This window comes from Rhodohalobacter sp. SW132 (genome assembly GCF_003390325.1).
GTDB lineage: Bacteria > Bacteroidota > Rhodothermia > Balneolales > Balneolaceae > SW132.
The window spans coordinates 1-17,331 of record NZ_QUOK01000017.1; the positions used below are offsets into that span (position 1 = coordinate 1).

Here is a 17,331-nt window from a genome sequence, read left to right on the forward strand (position 1 = left end):
CACCAATCTTTAATCTCTTTCCCCTCTCAACATTCAACACGCGGCGCAACCGTAAATTCTGTTCGATTTTAAGATACTTGGCGCCGCGCCTGTCCTTAAACGAAACCTGTCATGTCGACCGGAGCACCGGTGCTTTTCCGGTGTGAAGCGGAGACATCTCCTTGTGCCAAGTATCAATCTTTAAAAAGAAATTCGTTGATTTAACTCCTGTCACCAACCATCGGATGAGGTTACAAACCTTCGTAAGATCCCGCCCGATGGTTTGTTTTGCTTTGCCGTCATCTACCCCACGTTGCCAAGGGTGCCCTCGGCGAAACGTGGGGTTACTATGTGATTCACCCGCATCCGCGGGTTTTACAGAGTATTTTATTGATTTAAGTTCCTGCGAAAAGATGGATAAAATAATGAGTCATAACAGTATGAGACGAAAAATCCTAACTATCTGACAAAAAGCAAGTCACCCCCGATCAAACGAGCATTGTCTGAGCGAAGTGTGGTATCTAAATTATTTCAGCGCCCGGATAATAATCCACACAAGCGAGTTCTGATCGTTTGCGTTCTTTTTGGTTCGTTTTTGGACGAGCAAAAATGAACAAGGCGAAAGGTGGTGATACATGATGTATTTTTGTTCTAGCACCAGCACCAGTTTTCTCCATTTGAAGAATCGATACACCAGTGTTTTTCCGGTGTGCAGCGGAGACATCTCCTTTTGCCAGATACGATCCTTCAAAAGGGTAATCGTTGATTTCATTCTATAGGCAACCATTGGATTTTATTTCGAATCTTTCACAAAATTTCGCCCGATGGTTTTTTCTTATACAACGCCTTCGACCCCACGTTAAAACGTGGGGCTATTCACATTTCACCATCTAACAACGACTCAAAAACCAACCGATCAAACGAATATTGTCTGAACGCAGAGCGGGATCGTCAAGGTTTCAACGAATCAATCCCAATCCGCTCAATCGAGTTCTATTCGTTTGCGCCATTTTTCACCGCAGGTATCCCTTGGGGAGGGCGAACAAAAATGAACAAAGGGCAAAGATGTAGTTTGGATCAGATTTCGTTTAAGCGCAGATTTTTCTACTGAAAGAGTGTGGGGAAGATATATTTAAATAAGACTTAATACCGTATAAATGAAAATATTTATAAATCGAACTGAGGTATTAAGTTCATTAAGCAATGATTATCGTTAAAAAGAAAAATTAGTTACATTTAGAATATGAAGACGTTAACGATAAACATACCAAATTCAGCAGATATCGATGATAAAGAGGTAAGAATGTCATTGGCATCTAAATTGTATGAAAGAGGGAAGCTCACCCTGGGACAAGCGGCTGAACTGGCTGGCTATTCGAAAGAAACCTTCATGGAGCTGCTGGCTGACTATAACGTTTCTCTGATCAACTATCCTGCAGACGATCTTGACGAAGATATAGAAAATGCCCGGCGTCATAGTATCTGACACAAGCTGCCTTATTCTATTCTACAAAATCGGAGAGTTTGCTCTTCTGAAAAAGCTTTATGGCAAACTTCATATCACAGATAGAGTTTTAAAAGAGTTCAATAAACCGGTGCCGGATTGGATTGAAGTTATACAATTAAAAACCGATGTCCATATAGGATTGTCCGGTTACCTGGATGCGGGTGAAGCAACAAGCATATCATTAGCTTCAGTGCATGAAGAATCTCTTTTAATCATTGATGAAATCAAAGGGAGAAAAGCAGCAAAAGAAATGGGGATTCAGGTAACCGGATCCCTTGGTGTGTTAATTGCCGCAAAAAACAAGGGTCATATAAAAGCTTTAAAACCAATTATTGATAAAATCCAGAAAACTAATTTTCGAATTTCAAAAGAGTTAATTGAACGGGTATTAGATAAGGTAAATGAGTCCTGAAATGAGCCGTATGCAACCATAATCGAGTACACGGATCCGCCCGGGTTTAAGCGGAGTTTGCCTCTACCCGGGGTGGGAGGTAGTGAATGAGAGATAGAGAGAATAGGAAATGTCTCTTTCAACGTCACCTCAGAATAACATCGGTGTTTTTCTGGTGTGTAGCGGAGACATCTCCTGTTGCTAAGTATCATTCTTCTAAGGGAAAATCGTTGATTTTATTCCTGTGGACAACCATCGGATACTATTAAGAAACTTTCGCAAAATTCTGCCCGATGGTTTGTTCTGATTACCATCGCTAACCCCCACGTTAAAACGTGGGTTACTATTTGATTCACCCGCATCCGCAGGTTTGTATAGCATCATTTTCACCATCTAACAACGACTCAAAAACCAACCGATCAAACGAATATTGTCTGAGCGCAGAGCGGGATCGTCAAGGTTTCAACGAATCGAACCAAATCCGCTCAAGTGAGTTCTATTCGTTTGCCCTTTTTTTGTTCGTTTTTGGGCGAGCAAAAATGAACAGGGGGAAAGGTGTTGTTTGGCTCTAATCATCATTCAAGTCTCTCACTCACTCTATTCGAATCTAAGAGGAAGAGCTCGGTATTAAAAAGAGCTTTTTCTATACATCAAATAAATCAGTTCCAGGAACGGGGAGATCTCTCCGTGCACTCACTCCGTTCGTTTAGTCGAAATGACGCGAGGCGCGCACCATTCTGAGAATGAACAGAATGTATGGCAGCACCGCTACGAAACCATTCTATTAAATAATTCACATCCAACCGATTAAACGATCATTGTTTGAGCGATGGGCAGCATTCTAACCGCATCAACGTTTAGATATTTGCCCTCACAAGCAGGTTCAGTAAACGGATTTTGTTGGTTTTCCCCGTAAGGAATTCCTACTTGGAGAGGGCAAGCAAAAATGAACAGCAGAAAAAAAAAGGGGGGGGGGGGGGGATATCTTGGTCAAACCCCGGACTCTTTTTTATGAATAGAGGCTTCAATCCTTGGGCCGACATTGATAGGAAAAAGTGAGGCCGAGCGTCGACAGGGAGTGTTCATTCGAGACAGAACATTTATCACGCGGCGCAACGCTGCACCCTGTTCGATCTTTAAACATCTGGCGCCGCGCCTCTTAACCACAGTCTCTGTCATGTCGACCGAAACACCGGTGTTTTTCCGGTGTGGAGCGGAGACATCTCCTGTTGCCAGGTAAGATACTTCAAAGAAATTATCGTTGATTTAATCCCTGTAACCAACCATCGGATATTATTAATAACCCTGCGCAAGATCACGCCCGATGGTTTGTTTTGAATGGCCGTTTCTAACCCCCCACGTTAAAACGTGGGGCTATTCACATTTCACCCGCATCCGCGGGTTATTGGGGCATTTTCACCAATTATCAACGAATCAAGACATTTCTACTCCCTATACGTTCGAGCACCAAACACTCCACATTCATCACGCGGCGCAACCGTAAGCTCTGTTCGACATATGGGTACCTGGCGCCGCGCATGCGCCCCAGCCCCACCTGTCATGTCGACCGGAACACCGGTGCTTTTCCGGTGTGGAGCGGAGACATCTCCTATTGCTAAATACGATTCTTAAAAGGGCAATCGTTGATTTAATTTTGTAGGCTACCATCGGATTTTATTTCAAGTCTTTCACAAAATTTCGCCCGATGGTTATTTCTTATGCAACGCCTTCGACCCCACGTTAAAACGTGGGGCTATTCACATTTCACCCGCATCCGCGGGTTATTGGGGCATTTTCACCAATTATCAACGAATCAAGACATTTCCACTCCCTATACGTTCGAGCACCAAACACTCCACATTCATCACGCGGCGCAACCGTAAGCACTGTTCGACATATGGGTACCTGGCGCCGCGCATGCGCCCCAGCCCCATCTGTCATGTCGACCGAAACACCGGTGCATTTCCGGTGTGGAGCGGAGACATCTCCTCGTGTTAAGTATCAATTTTTAAAAAGATAATCGTTGATTTAACTCTTTTAACCAACCATCGGATATTATTAAGAACCCTTCGTAAGATCCCGCCCGATGGTTTGATTTGATTTGCCGTCACTAACCCCCCCACGGTAAAACGTGGGGCTATTCACATTTCACCCGCATCCGCGGGTTGTTCGGGGCATATGAGTGATGAAAGCTCTAACAAAAAGATTTAGAAAATAATGAGTGATATAATTTTGAAACACAGAATCTTTAAAATCTATCAAAAACCCATACCCCCCCGATCAAACGAGCATTGTCTGAGCGAAGTGTGGTATCTAAGTTTTTTCAGCGCTCGGATTATAATCCACACAAGTGAGTTCTGATCGTTTGCGTCCTTTTTGGTTCGTTTTTGGACGAGCAAAAATGAACAAGGTGAAAGATGGTGATACATGATGTATTTTTGTTCTAGCACCAGCACCTGTTTTCTCCATTCGAAGGTTCGAAACACCGGTGTTTTTCCGTGTGTGCAGCGGAGACATCTCCTGTTGCTAAGCCTAATTGTTTATAGGAGAATCTTTGATGCAATCTAAATTCTACAATCTCCTATCTTATTAATTTCTGCCACCCTCAACGTTCGCGCAGCCAGTGCATTTCTGGTCCCGACCCATCTCAACATTCCGCGCAGCGGAATACTCAACAATTCAACGTTTGAGTCCTTTTTAACGGCTCTCACTAAAATCTTAAATCTCCCATCTTTCACCTCTAATCCTCTCCCTGCAACCGGTCATTGTATAAAAGAATATAATTCGTACGAAGTATATAATTGAGTATTTTTCGCATACCAAAAAACTGTCCATACGGAAATAACCTGTAATTGCACCCAATCTCTCGTTTCAAATATTATCTCGTATCATCAATTTATTATTAAATCATAACGAATGATCGCAATCCATCATAAAGAAGAGGGTTTCAGCCCTGACTGGATTCATTATTGCGAACGTAGCGGAATTCCGTATAAACGGGTGAACTGTTATGATTCCGATATCGTGAAACAACTGGAGGATTGCGACGCCCTGATGTGGCATTTCCATCACGCAAGCCCAAAAGATATCCTGTTTGCGAAAGAACTGATTTATTCACTGGAAACCGCCGGTAAAGTGGTGTTTCCCAATTTCCACACCGCCTGGCATTTTGATGATAAAGTGGGCCAGCGATATCTGCTTGAGGCGATCGATGCCCCCATTGTACCTTCGTATGTTTTTTATGAGAAAGAGAAAGCACTGGAGTGGAGTTCCAAAACCGAATATCCAAAAGTATTTAAACTTCGCCGGGGGTCCGGATCCAGCCATGTCAGGCTTGTAGAAGATGAGCGTATGGCAAAAAAGTTAATTCGACAAGCCTTTGGAAAAGGGTTTAGCCAGTACAACCCTGCACCCAACCTCAAAGAGAGATGGAGAAAATATAAAGCCGGGCTCATTCCCTTCTCAAGTGTGCTGAAAGGAGTACTCCGATTTGGTTATACAACAGAGTTTGACAGGGTAGCCGGCAACGAAAAAGGATATGCCTATTTCCAGGATTTCGTTCCCGGCAACCGTTCCGACATAAGAATCGTCATCATCCATAACCGGGCATTTGCCATCAAACGAATGGTTCGTGAAAATGACTTCCGCGCATCCGGCAGCGGATTCATCAAATATGAAAAAGAGAATTTTGATGAGGATACGGTCCGTCTGTCGTTCAAAATAGCGGAAAAACTAAAAAGTCAGTCGCTGGCGATCGACTATCTGTATGATAACGGTGACCCGAAAATAGTAGAGATCAGTTACGGATACTCGAAAGAGGTGTATCAGCCGTGCACCGGTTACTGGGACCGGCAGTTAAACTGGGTGCAAGGCCCCTTTAATCCACAGGAGTGGATGGTGGATTCTGTTCTTAAAGAGATCCGGAAGAATCAAACCACAGCCGGTTCTATATGAATTTTAAACAACTCAGGAGGTCTGTTGCGCCCTGGATTAAAAACATTGGCGGCTGGAGCACGCAAAAAAAACTGCTTGTCATTGAGTCAGATGACTGGGGCAGTATCCGCATGCCCTCCCGCGAGGTTTATGAAACGTGCCTGAAAGCAGGATACCGGGTGGACCAGATCGCCTATGAACGCTATGACAGCCTGGCGAGTGAAACCGATCTGGAGCTTCTGTTTGACCTTTTGCTCTCTTTCAAAGACTCCCGGGGACGCCATCCCGTTATCACTGCAAATGTGCTTCCGGCCAATCCCGATTTTGATAAAATACGTGAATCGGAATTCCGCGAGTATCACTATGAATCGGTCCGCGACACGCTGGCCCGCTACCCTGAACACGGCCGCTGTTTCAAATTGTGGACCGATGGGCTTGACCAAAACATATTCTTTCCGCAGTCTCATGGCCGGGAACACCTGAATGTTTCCCTGTTTATGAACGCCTTACATAAAGAAGACAAAGATATGCGGTTTGCATTCAAACACGGTTTACCGGGCAGCATACCTCATGGCAGCAATCCTGCAGGCGGCAACAAATATGTGGAATCCCTCAGGTACTCCGATCCGGAAGATAAACAGCATAAACTGGAAATTATCCTTGAAGGGCTGGATCTCTTTGAAGAGCTTTTTGGATACCGTTCAGAAACTTTTATTCCGCCTAACTATCTCTGGAGCCCTGATTTCAACCCTGCTGTTTCAGATAAAGGCGTTCGTTATTTGCAGGGAAAATCCAAAATGAAGGAACCATTGCATGACGGTACAGTTACCTATCATTCCCGTAAACCCGGGGACAGAACTGCAGAGGGTCAATACTGCCTGGTCAGAAATGCCGTATTTGAGCCTTCACTCTTTAAAATGAATACCGGTAACCCTGTAGATCAATGCCTGAACGATATTTCTGCTGCGTTTACTCACCGTAAGCCAGCCGTGATTTGCTCACACCGGATCAACTACGTGGGTTACATCGACCCCGAAAACCGTGACCGGAACCTGATCATGCTGCGTGAACTTATCACCGCAGTTCAGAAAAGATGGCCGGAAACAGAATTTATCACCTCGGCAGAGCTGGGAAAACGGATCGAAAAAGATACCTGATGGTAAAAACAATATTCTCTAAAAATTCTCCTCTGAAGGAGAAACTGAAGCAGCTGATGCTCTATCTTTCCCGGAGAAGAGGTGCAAAAATTGTATGGAAACGGAGGCACAACACGGTGTTTGAGCAGCATCCTGAGTACCGTAAACCACTGGACAACAAGACCCGGCACGCGCACAGAGAGTTATGGGAACCGTTTTACAAAAACTTCAGTGACGCCACACTTCAGATCTCTCGCTCGGTATCCGGAACTGATAATCCGATGATTATACCCGAAGAGATTTTCCAGACGGATATTGAACCGACCCTGAACCGGCATCCGGAAGCTCACTACCTGGGACATAAAAGTTTCTACAACCGCTGGTTCAATAGTGGAATTTTCCCGAAAGATCTGCTCCATATCGTCAAAGGTGAACTGCTCGATAACGAATATCACACAGTTTCCGCTGATGAAATTTCAACGTTCATTCAAAACTTCGAGTACCCCGTTGTCATGAAGCCAAACCAGGAGACCTGGGGCGGAAATAATATACAATTTGTGCAGGCCCCTGAAGAACTTCTGTCCCTGGTCCGCAGCTCACAGGATGCCGTAATCCAGGAAAAAATCCCTCAGCACCCGGAACTCTCCAGGTACCATCCGCCGAGCCTGAATACGGTACGTGTCTATCTCTACCGATCTGTTACGGATAACAAAGTCCATCTTTTACATGCTGTACTGCGTACCGGTAATAACACCCCGGTGGACAACGTAACGGCCGGCGGGCTGGTCTCACTCATCAACCAGAATGGATACCTGCACGGATACGCACTCGATCTTTATGGCGGAAAACATACAAATCACCCGGTAACAGGACTGCCGTTTACGGGACAGATTCCTGATTTTGAACAGCTCAAAGAGTTATCGGTTGAAATCGCTCAAAAACTTTTCCTGCTGAGAGTAGTTGGACTCGACCTTTGCTATGATGAAACAGGCCGCTGGAGAGCCGTGGAAGTTAACACCCGGGGACACAGCATCCGGTTCTCGCAATACGCCGGCCTCCCCTTTTTCGGAGAGTATACGGAAGAAGTTCTGAACTACTGCAAAAATTCACACTGGACACTCCCGGAGTGAGTTGGAATGAAAGAGATTGGGTGAGTGAGAGAAAGAGTGAGTGGGTGAGTGAAAACAAGACCTGCAAGAGTGCGAACGGAGTGAGCTCCTGGCTGAGTCTTGGAGGGAATGAAAAGTGAAAAGGCAGAAGTGAAAAAGACCTGTGTGCATTACGGTGCTTCTACCGTATTCTGACAGCATCGGTTTAAAGCCTGACAATTTGAAAATCTATTATCTCCAATCTTTAATCTCTTCCCCTCTCAACATTCAACACGCGGCGCAACCGTAAATCCTGTTCGATCTTTGGATATCTGGCGCCGCGCATGCGCCCCAACCCCGCCTGTCATGTCGACCGAAACACCGGTGCTTTTCCGGTGTGAAGCGGAGACATCTCCTGTTGCTAAAAACGATCCTTAAAAGGGCAATCGTTGATTTAATTTTGTAGGCGACCATCGGATTTTATTTCAAGTCTTTCACAAAATTTCGCCCGATGGTTATTTCTTATGCAACGCCTTCGACCCCACGTTAAAACGTGGGGCTATTCACATTTCACCCGCATCCGCGGGTTATTGGGCATTTTCACCAATTATAAACAAATCAAGACATTTCTACTCCCTATACGTTCGAGCAACCAGTGCATTTCTGATCCCAACACACCGGGGCAAACACTCCACATTCATCACGCGGCGCAACCCTGAATCCTGTTCGATCTTTGGATATCTGGCGCCGCGCATGCGCCCCAGCCCCACCTGTCATGTCGACCGAAACACCGGTGCTTTTCCGGTGTGCAGCGGAGACATCTCCTGTTGCTAAATACGATCCTTTAAAGGGATAATCGTTGATTTAATCCCTTTCACTAACCATCGGATCAGGTTACAAACCTTCGTAAGATCCCGCCCAATGGTTTGTTTTGCTTTGCCGTACTAACCCCCACATTTCAATGTGGGGTTACTATATGCTCCACCCGCATCCGCGGGTATGTATAGCATCATTTTCACCAACTATCAACGACTTAAAAACCAACCGATCAAACGAATATTGTTTGAGCGCAGAGCGGGATCGGCAGTGTATCAACGAATCAAGCCAAATCCGCTCAAGTGAGTTCTATTCGTTTGCGTCTTTTTTGGTTCGTTTTTGGACGAGCAAAAATGAACAAGGGGAAAGGTGGTGATACATGATATATATTTGTTAAAGCACCAGCACCAGTTTTCTCCATTCGAAGGATCAAACACGGGTGCTTTTCCGGTTTGCAGCGGAGACATTTCCTTGCCAAGTACGATTCCTCAAAAGGGTAATCGTTGATTTAATCCCTATGACTAACCATCGGATAGTGTTACTCCCCTTCGTTAGATCCTGCCCGATGCTTTGTTTCGGATTGCCGTCATCTACCCCACGTTGAAATGTGGGGTTACTATATGATCCACCCGCATCCGCGGGTTATTTGATATGTTTTAGGGTTCTACAGGAATTCATGTGGGTCAATCAAAAGTAGTAGCAACGGAATCCCCTCTTGAGAGGGGAAAAGTTAGTCAAAAACACGACTTGTCGTGATTTGTTGACTGACGAGGGGTGTGTTCGCTATTTGGTTCATCTTGTTACTTAATCTGGCATTCCGGGACACACCCCTCGTTTGACAAATCCTCCGCCACCGGCGGATATTTGTCTTTACATGCCCCTCTCAAGAGGGGATTTCTTTCGCCGACAAAATTTACCCACAAGAATTCCTGTAGAACTTGTTTTAGCATAGGTACGAGATCTATGGGCTGAGCAAGTAAAAACCTGTTTGAAAGCACGCTATTCATACTATTGAGTGTTTCCCCTTAACGTTCGCGCGGCGGACACTCAACATTCACGCAGCCAGTGCATTTCTGGTCCCAATCCATCGTAGCGAACACTCAACATTCACGAAGTGAATCCTCAACAGTTCAACGTTACGTAAAGCAAGAGTCCTGGATTGATTGATTCGAAGATATCACCAATGTATTAGTATGATTATCCAGTAAAACTTCTAAAACTTAAGCTTTGAACTATTCTTTAATCGTTTAAATTAAATCAAAACAGAACCATGCGGATCGTCATCTAACGCTGAAGAAAGGATCTGTATCCCGAGCCGGATATATAGAATAGGAATGTGTTGAAAAATGCCCAGTAAAAAAGAGATCTTATAACCAATAACCGAAACCTGATTAATGATAACCTCTATCTTACAAAGTCAGCAGCCGGTCAGGGACATATTTAAAAAACTGGCCTATTACATATCACTTAGGCGCGCGGCTGGAAAACGGTGGGGGGAAAAATATCAGCATCTTTTTAAAACTCATCCCCATCTAAACCAGCCACTGCCGCCCGATATTCAAAAAAAGCATCGTGACATCTGGGAACCTTTCAACCGGGATTTCAGTGACGACACATTAAAATTTTGCTCTTCATTTTCCGGCAATGCAGATCCAAAAATGATTCCCGAAGAGATTTTCAGGGCGGATATCGAACCTTCACTCAATCGTTACCCGGAAGCCCACTTCCAGGCACATAAAAGTTTTTATAACCGGTGGTTTTCGGCTGGAATTTTCCCGGATGATCTGCTTCATGTGATCAGCGGAGAGATTCTGGATCACACATACTCCACCCTCTCCTTTAAAGATGCTTTGATGAAGTGCGCAAATTTCACTTACCCGGTTGTCGTGAAGCCTAACAAAGATTCATATGGAGGAAAAGGGATTCGGTTTGTGGAAAGTGCCGGTGAACTTCGTAAAATCATTCGAAATCGCAAGAATATCGTTGTACAGAAGAAAATCCGCCAGCACCCGGAAATGGCCCGATTTTATGAAGAGTCTCTGAATACCGTCCGCGTCTATCTTTATAAATCTGTGAAAGATAACAGAATTCATATATTAGGCATGATGCCCCGCATGGGAAATGGGGGCGGCCTTGATAACATTAGCTCGGGAGGTATTGCGTCATACATTGAGGAAGATGGCACACTGTGTGGATTTGCCTTTGGCCGGAATATGAAAAAATTTACGGAACACCCGGTCAGCGGCACCCCGTTTACCGGAACCCTTCCCCGGCTCGAAGAGTTGAAAAAACTTTCCATAAAAGTAGCCGGGAAGCTCTTTTTATTGAGGATAGTAGGTCTCGATCTCTGTTACGATCACACCGGCAGGTGGAGAGTTATCGAAATCAATACAACCGGCCATACCATACGGTCGATCCAACATAACGGAAAGCCCTTTTTCGGACGATTCACAGGCGAAGTCATTGAATATTGCAAACGCAATCACTGGGCAAAAGGGCGATGAATACGGCATGACTCAGATTTCGTTTAAGTTCTTTTCTATCTGCTGAGAGGGAGGGAATTAGAGATAGAGAGAGTGGGTGAATGAATGACAGAGAGAATGGGAGATGTCTAAACGTAGCACCAGATTATCGTTTGGGTCGTTCACTTTGATAAATCAACCTGGAGATTAGAAATGAGCCTGCTCCTCAACGTTCGCGAAGCTAGCTCAACTTCCGCAAAATGAAGAAGTAGTTGCTACGAATGCAAGTTTCAATGAAAAGGTAAAGCGATATTGACTCTTAATCATGAATGAGACCAGATAAAGATAGCCCCAAAGCGGGCTAAATCATTAACACAGGGCATCGCCCTGTGACGCCAGTGGGTAATCCATGTAAGCCCTGAAAGGGCGAAGTCCTGCCCATGGCCCCGGTGAGGCTTGCGCCCTTACAGGGCTTTCCTAAGTAGAGACACTTCGACCATAGGGCGATGCCCTATGTTAGTGCTGACGCCCTTTCAGGGCTTTTGCTCAATCATCATTCAATTGTAGCACTACATTACATCGTTTAAGCTCAATAAACCCAATATTCTGACCTTTTGCGGAAGTTGAGCTAGTGCATTTCTGGTCCGGACCCATCCTATCGGGGCGGAATACTCAACAGTTCAACGTTTGTGCCCTTTTTAACCGCTGGAATCCCCTTGGGAGGTTCGTTCTTTAGGCAAGCAAAAATGAACAGAGGGTAAGGATAATAATACAGCACTAATGCCTGTTCAACATCCGAATATTTCAAATTCGCAAGAATCCCGGGGAAAGCGTATCATCAGCATGTTTAGTTTTCTTCGGATACATTCCATACTGGCATTTCATGACAAAACTATGCAGATGCAGCTGAACATGCCGGAATCCCATAATTACAATAGTTGATCCGTTCGATAAATATGATCTTTAGCAATCCAGGTAATTTAATCCGGAATGGATACAGCGCATTTACCCGTTGGCGAAACTATTCCAACTCCCGTAAACAAGCCAAAAATTTCAGGGATGCGGTAATCAAAGAGAATGGCGGCTCCAGGGTGACGTCTGATATGATCACCTCAATGAAATCGGAAATGAAAGAACGTTTCGGGGATGACGGACACTGGCCCTGGATTGCGCTCTACGCCGAACTCCGTGGTGAATATATACCGGGGTGGCTTCCTGATGACCACTACGCTTTTCAGTTTCTTCCCTCTATAAACCGGGACCCCGGAGCTGTACTAAGCACCGTAAAAACATACGATCACCGCCTTTTCCAGGGGTTTGCCATTGAACCGCTGGCCCTTAGAATTTCAGGCTCATGGTTCCTCGGAGATATGCGAAAAATTGAGAATGAAGATCCTCTCAGGTACATCCGGAACCTGGGCCGGGAAATCGTGATCAAGCGGGACAAAGCGCCCAGCGGAAAGGGTATCCTCTTTAAACACTCAAATGAGGTTACGGATAACGATTTCAAACCGGGTTATGACTACCTGGTTCAGCCTTCGGTCCGCCAGCATACCTCCCTCGCAGAACTACACAGGGAGTCGGTTAGTACTCTCCGGATTACAACATATCTTATGCCCGATGGAGCTATAGAGGTAAAACACCGGACAATCCGGTTTGGCGTGAGCAAAGACAGAGTTGTAAATAGCAGCGGCTTGTTTGTTTTTTTGAATGATGACGGGCACGTGGTCTCAAATGCCCGGGATGACCTCGGCCTCGATCGCGGATCGGAACATCCCGATACCAAGTACCCATATAAAAACCTGATTGTCCCATCGATGTCTATCGCTATTCAGCACTGCAAAGAGGCTCACCTGACGTTTCCCTACATCCGTTTTATCGCATGGGACCTGTATATTGATGAAACGGGTCAGCCAAAAATGATCGAATGGAATGCCCGCCGCCCCGATATGTGGGTAAATGAAGCCCTCATCGGCCCGCTTTGGGGAGATGAGTTTGATAGTTTGGCAGCTGGATAAAGTATTCCATTTTTTGGCAAAATTGTGAACAGGGAAAGGTTTTTGTAATAAGAGATGGAGAGAGTGAGTAAGAATAAGACCTGCAAGAGTGCGAACGGAGTGAGCTCCTGGCAGAGTCTTAGAGGGAATGAAAAGTGAAAAGGCAAAAGTGAAAAAGACCTGTCTGCAATACGGTGTTTCTCCGTATTCTGACAGCATCGGTTTATAGCGTCACAATTTGAAAATTAGCAATCTGTTTTAAAATCATAGACCTCAACCGTTAACTGTATTGCCGGGGAGTTACCTTCGGCTGTCAGGTTGATGTTCAAGACCTGCAAGAGTGCGAACGGAGTGAGCTCCTGACAGAGTCTTCGAGGGTATGAAAAGTGAAAAGGAAGAAGTGAAAAAGACCTGTCTGCATTATGGTACTTCTCCGTATTCTGACAGCATCGGTTTATAGCGTCACAATTTGAAAATCTATTATCTCCAATCTATAATCTCTGCCCTCTCTCAACCTTCAACACGCGGTGCACTCCTGAACTCTGTTCGAACTTTGGGCACTTGGCGCCGCGCTTATCCACAAATGATACCTGTCATTTCGACCGAAACACCGGTGCTTTTCCGGTGTGAAGCGGAGACATCTCCTGTTGCAAAGTCCGATTCTTCAAAAGGGAAACCGTTGACAGGATGCCCTGGACAACCATCGGATAGTGTTTCTCCCTTTCGCAAGATCCCGCCCGATGGTTTGTTTTGGATGGCCGTTTCTAACCCCCACGTTAAAACGTGGGGTTATTATATGATTCACCCGCATCCGCGGGTTTTACGGAGTATTTTATTGATTTAAGTCCCAGCTATATAATGGATAAAATATTGAGACATAATATTAAGAGACGAAGAATCCTCACTATCTGACAAAAGGCAAGTCACCCACCGATCAAACGAGCATTGTTTGAGCGAAGTGTGGTATCTAAATTACTTCAGCGCTCAGATTATAATCCGCACAAGCGAGTTCTGATCGTTTGCGTCCTTTTTGGTTCGTTTTTGGACGAGCAAAAATGAACAGGGGGAAAGGCGTGGCGCTAATCTGATATCGTTTAAGCACGTATCTCTATGCTGAGAGGGTGAGTGAGTAAATGAAGGGTGTCATTTTGCTAAGTATCAATCTTTAAAAGAAAAACGTTGATTTAACTCGGGTAGCCAGCCATCGGATAGTGTTACTCCCCTTCGTTAGATCCCGCCCGATGGTTCTTGTTGCTTGCCCGTCAAAGACCCCACGTTGAAACGTGGGGTTACTATGTGATTCACCCGCATCCGCGGGTTATTTGGTACGTTTTTAGTATAGGACGACATCAATCGGCTGAGCAATTAAAAACCTGTTTGAAAGCACGCAAAACATGCTAATTGAGAGCTTCCCCTCAACGTTCATCACGCGGCGCAACCAAAAACCCTGTTCGAACTTTGGCTGCCTGGCGCCGCGTCTGGCCACCAAAATGAGCTGTCATGACCGAAACACCCGTGCTTTTCCGGTGTACAGCGGAGACATCTCCTCTTGCTAAGCCTAATGGTTTATCGGAAAATCTTTGATCCACCTTAAAATCTACAATCTTTAATCTCTACCCCCCTCAACATTTCGCGCAGCCAGTGCATTTCTGGTCCCGACCCATCGGGGCGGAATACTCAACAGTTCAACACTCCGCACAAGCAAGGTCTATTCGTTTGCGCCTGGAATAACCAAAGCCCACACCCTGCCAATCAAACAATTATTAATAAATCCTCATCTGCCTGTTTGCCCCTGCTTTATTACATTTATGTTAACTGTATGTTAAGAAATTGTTAATTTATAGTTTACTGTTCCGTTCCTACAATACATTCCGAAAAAACACAATACTACACTTGTGATTCGATCAGCATGCAAAAAAATAGGTAAGAGTGCATTTGTTGAGTCTCTGTTATTTCACCAACAGGAGAATAGCAGTTCTGTCTGGTTTGTTGAAATCGACCCAAAAAGGATTAAACATATCACCCTGATCCCGGAAAGCTCTGATTCTCTCACCGGAGAAGATGCCTATACCGGCGTTTGTAGCGGTCTCTGGAATTATGCCAAACGTCCGTTTAAGAATCACTCTTTCTACCGTGCGGTCTCAGATATTTTAAACAATGAACCCTATCACCATACCGCTATCTACAAGAAAGTAAATCAGGGTCGTATCTCAGAAAAAGAGGCATTACGCATTACCAAAAAGCTGAAATGGCTGATGAATATTCTGCCGAACACTGGATATCTGTCTCAGTATCAGCTGGGGAAAATGGACCAGACATCTTTTTTAGGAGATATAGAGTTCCCGGAACACGAAATCATTGTAGGACTGGATTCAAACGGCGACTTTGTGAGGCTTGCCGGAGGAAAACACAGGCTTGCCGTAGCCCAGCAGGTTGGGATCGAACGTATACCGGCCATACTGAGTATCGTTCACGAGAACGCTATTGATATGTTGCCTGCAAAAAGAAGGCTGGTAAAGGGTGATCCGGAAGATTTCCGGCCCATTTCAGCATCTGGTATTTATGCCGTTAATATGCCTGCAACTTTGTAGAACTATCTCATTTTAGTTCGTTTTTCCCAGTAAGGGATCCCTGGGTTAGAAGAGCGGGCAAAAATGAATAAGAGGGAAGGGGGACGCATGGCTCAGATATCGTTCATAAACTCTTAACTTCAATCTGTTGAGAGGGTGGTCGATTGGGTGAGATTTTAAAAAATACTGGCGATGCAAAAAAAATTCGATTCTATACATGGCCTGGAACTTTTTAGATCCACTCTAAAATCTTTAATCTTTGCCCCCGTCAACGTTCGCGGAGCCAGTGCATTTCTGGTCCCAACACATCGGGGTGAATCCTCAACAGCAAATAGTTGAAATAATGCCCACACACAATCGATCAAAAGAACTGTTACTGAATGCAGGTCGGTGTCCTTACAATTTCAATTAAAAAAGGCATAGATGGTGAAAGTGATTCAAGTAAATCCTCGTGATGTGACACAATATGTAGGAGTAAATAATCTTAGATGGCCCTTCAACAGGCCCTATCTTGACCGGATTGGGGCCAAAATACCGTTTCTAAAACATGATTATTATCACATACCCTCCGCATATTATCGGCAACCGATACCAATTGAACGTCTTAAAAAATACAAAAAAGTCAAAGATTACCTTACCTGCGATCACTATTCACATTCGATGTGGTATAAAACGTTGACAAATCAACTTAATAATAAAGGAGTTGCAATACACAAGCACAGAAAGATGAAATGTCATCAGGAGTTAAATCTATTCTTCGAGCAGTATCTAAACCCCCTGATAGAATCTCTTCACACAGAAGGATACAGATCAGGGGAAAGTATTGGTTTAGTTACTATCGGAAAAAATGGAGAAATCCACAAAGCCAATGCCGCTGATCATCGTTTTTTCATTGCCCGAATCCTGAAAATTAGCCCGGTGCCCGTAAGGGTAAAAGGGGTTCATGAAAAATGCCATCTGGCAAAGAAATCCTATTTCTGACACTTTATAAAAGGACATCACCCAGCACAAATATACATCAACTACCTGCTTTTACGGTTAGATGATCAATAAAATATATTCTTATTTTACTTTACAACGACAATCGGTTCATTCAAACTCTTCATAAAAGGATGCAATCATTGAACCATCATTGAAGTATCAATTGCGTGCAGGAGCTTTTTCTCCGAAGCAATACGTCCATCACGCGGCGCAACCGTAAAACTTGCTCGATCTTTAGATAGCTTGCGCCCCTCCTGCCCCCCAAATGACATCTGTCATCTGCCTGTCCCGATTTTTTCAGGGACCGAAACACCGGTCCTTTTCCGTTTTGCATTGGAGACATCTCCTTTTGCCAGGTAAAATTCTTCAAAGGGATAATCGTTGATTTAATCCCTGTGACCAACCATCGGATGAGGTTACAAACCTTCGCAATATCCCGCCCGATGGTTTGTTTCGGATTGCCGTCACCTA

At 44.7% G+C, this 17,331-nt stretch carries 11 protein-coding genes; 9 read left to right on the forward strand and 2 right to left on the reverse strand.

The annotated features are described in order from the left end of the window. Positions 1-505 precede the first annotated feature (505 nt). Positions 506-751 (reverse strand): hypothetical protein, encoded by a 246-nt coding sequence (locus tag DYD21_RS20355; protein WP_116038866.1) that lies wholly within the window; start codon positions 749-751, stop codon positions 506-508. Positions 752-1,222: 471 nt separating this feature from the next. Here DYD21_RS20355 and DYD21_RS20360 point away from each other — a divergent pair, with 471 nt between their 5' ends. The 9 genes from DYD21_RS20360 (at position 1,223) to DYD21_RS20405 (ending at position 16,860) form a co-directional block, all read left to right on the forward strand. Beyond that, positions 1,223-1,465, forward strand: coding sequence for a UPF0175 family protein (locus DYD21_RS20360; RefSeq protein WP_116038867.1), 243 nt, complete (start codon positions 1,223-1,225; stop codon positions 1,463-1,465). Beyond that, positions 1,443-1,898 carry a DUF3368 domain-containing protein gene (locus DYD21_RS20365; protein ID WP_116038868.1) on the forward strand — a complete coding sequence of 152 codons (456 nt, stop codon included), beginning with the start codon at positions 1,443-1,445 and terminating at the stop codon, positions 1,896-1,898. The genes DYD21_RS20360 and DYD21_RS20365 overlap by 23 nt, the downstream gene beginning before the upstream one ends. Positions 1,899-4,793: 2,895 nt before the next feature. After that, positions 4,794-5,831, forward strand: a complete 1,038-nt coding sequence (locus DYD21_RS20370; RefSeq protein WP_116038869.1) for a RimK family alpha-L-glutamate ligase — start codon at positions 4,794-4,796, stop codon at positions 5,829-5,831. After that, positions 5,828-6,967, forward strand: a complete 1,140-nt coding sequence (locus tag DYD21_RS20375; protein ID WP_116038870.1) for a hypothetical protein — start codon at positions 5,828-5,830, stop codon at positions 6,965-6,967. The genes DYD21_RS20370 and DYD21_RS20375 overlap by 4 nt, the downstream gene beginning before the upstream one ends. After that, the gene (locus DYD21_RS20380) at positions 6,967-8,076 is read left to right on the forward strand and encodes a sugar-transfer associated ATP-grasp domain-containing protein (RefSeq protein ID WP_158607387.1); all 1,110 of its coding nucleotides are present in this window, start codon (positions 6,967-6,969) and stop codon (positions 8,074-8,076) included. Before DYD21_RS20375 ends, DYD21_RS20380 begins: the two co-directional genes overlap by 1 nt. A 2,168-nt stretch (positions 8,077-10,244) precedes the next feature. Further along, complete coding sequence (locus DYD21_RS20390; protein WP_116038873.1) at positions 10,245-11,354, forward strand: sugar-transfer associated ATP-grasp domain-containing protein; 1,110 nt, start codon at positions 10,245-10,247, stop codon at positions 11,352-11,354. Positions 11,355-12,268: 914 nt separating this feature from the next. Further along, entirely contained in the window at positions 12,269-13,330 is a 1,062-nt protein-coding gene (locus tag DYD21_RS20395; RefSeq protein WP_147303665.1) for a sugar-transfer associated ATP-grasp domain-containing protein, read from the forward strand. Between the two features lie 1,874 nt (positions 13,331-15,204). Beyond that, positions 15,205-15,900 (forward strand): hypothetical protein, encoded by a 696-nt coding sequence (locus DYD21_RS20400; protein ID WP_116038875.1) that lies wholly within the window; start codon positions 15,205-15,207, stop codon positions 15,898-15,900. Between the two features lie 402 nt (positions 15,901-16,302). Continuing rightward, the gene (locus DYD21_RS20405) at positions 16,303-16,860 is read left to right on the forward strand and encodes a hypothetical protein (protein WP_116038876.1); all 558 of its coding nucleotides are present in this window, start codon (positions 16,303-16,305) and stop codon (positions 16,858-16,860) included. 148 nt (positions 16,861-17,008) lie between these two features. On the opposite strand, the gene DYD21_RS21345 is transcribed toward DYD21_RS20405, so the two are convergent. Then, positions 17,009-17,331 (reverse strand): hypothetical protein (locus DYD21_RS21345; RefSeq protein ID WP_209388457.1); only part of this gene is annotated, 323 nt, incomplete at its 5' end.